The organism is Rubripirellula obstinata (genome assembly GCF_001642955.1).
In the GTDB taxonomy this organism is placed as follows: domain Bacteria; phylum Planctomycetota; class Planctomycetia; order Pirellulales; family Pirellulaceae; genus Rubripirellula; species Rubripirellula obstinata.
Genome location: NZ_LWSK01000304.1, coordinates 1 through 1,054 on the forward strand (window position 1 = coordinate 1; position 1,054 = coordinate 1,054).

General features: G+C 54.5%; 1 protein-coding gene. It reads right to left on the reverse strand.

From position 1 onward, the window contains the following. Positions 1–1,054, reverse strand: a 1,054-nt coding sequence (locus tag RC85_RS28150; protein ID WP_202907977.1) for a DUF6851 domain-containing protein, incomplete at both ends; no start/stop codon positions are given.

Sequence of the window (1,054 nt, forward strand, 5' to 3'; positions counted from 1 at the left end):
ACCCCGAGATATCCGAATACGCTACGCCAGCGTCGCCGGACGGATCGTCGCCCAACTGGTTTGAACCATCTTCATGTCGACTTTCCAGCAGAACCTCTGCCATACGATTGCCGATCCCTGCAGGTGTCGTCACGTCGTCGCTTTGATTTGCCGGATTAAGCCCAAGCTGGCGCATCAAGTTTTCGAACGATTGCGACTGGTCAGCGAACAGATCCTCCAGGACTCGATACGCCGCAAAACTCATCGCAGCCTTCTTGTTCGATTCAGTGTTCTCTGATTCGGGACGCTGGAGCTGATCGTTCAAGCCGGTGGATACAGCATCCGCATCATAGGCTGACCACGCATCGTACATCGCAGTGTGCATCATCGCATAAGCCCTTGAAGCGATCGTCGGTCCCGGTGCGGTCACGATCACAGCCTCCTGGACGACTTGATCCCACATCACGGAAACGCTGGGCGTCGGATCTTCGGCCGTGACGTATTGAGTCACGCTGTTCACGTCCAACTGGATCAGCGAAGTTTCAAATGCGGTAGCCAGATCAGACATCCCTTCCTGCATCGAACTGGCGGTATAGTTTCGCAACTCTGGTCCGACGTCAATGAATTTCATTTTCAATTGTCCGAGCGACGACTCAATGGCGCCGTTCTCGTTCGGAGTCATTGACTGGGCTTCGATCGTTTGCAGGTTGGGGTTAAAAGCGTAGCTGTTGGAATCGTTGAACATCGCCGTGTCCACATCGATTCGACCGCGAACGGAAATACGTCCCATGTAGTCTGATCCGACGGTTTCGAAACGGTCATCGCCGTCTCCCATCTCGATATAGGCGTTCCCCCCAAAAGTCGTACCGTTAACCAGAACGGTGTCTTCTCCTGTTTGCCCAAAGAAACGCGTTTCGCTTCGCGCACTCACGCCGTTCAAGCCCAGCACATCCGTTCCACCGCCAGCAATGACGGCAAAGTTCTGCTGCAGTAATGTGTCTTCAAAATAGACCGCGTCATCGCCTTCGCCGGCGTACACCGTGGCTTGATCGCCGAACACGCCGCCTTTGACATA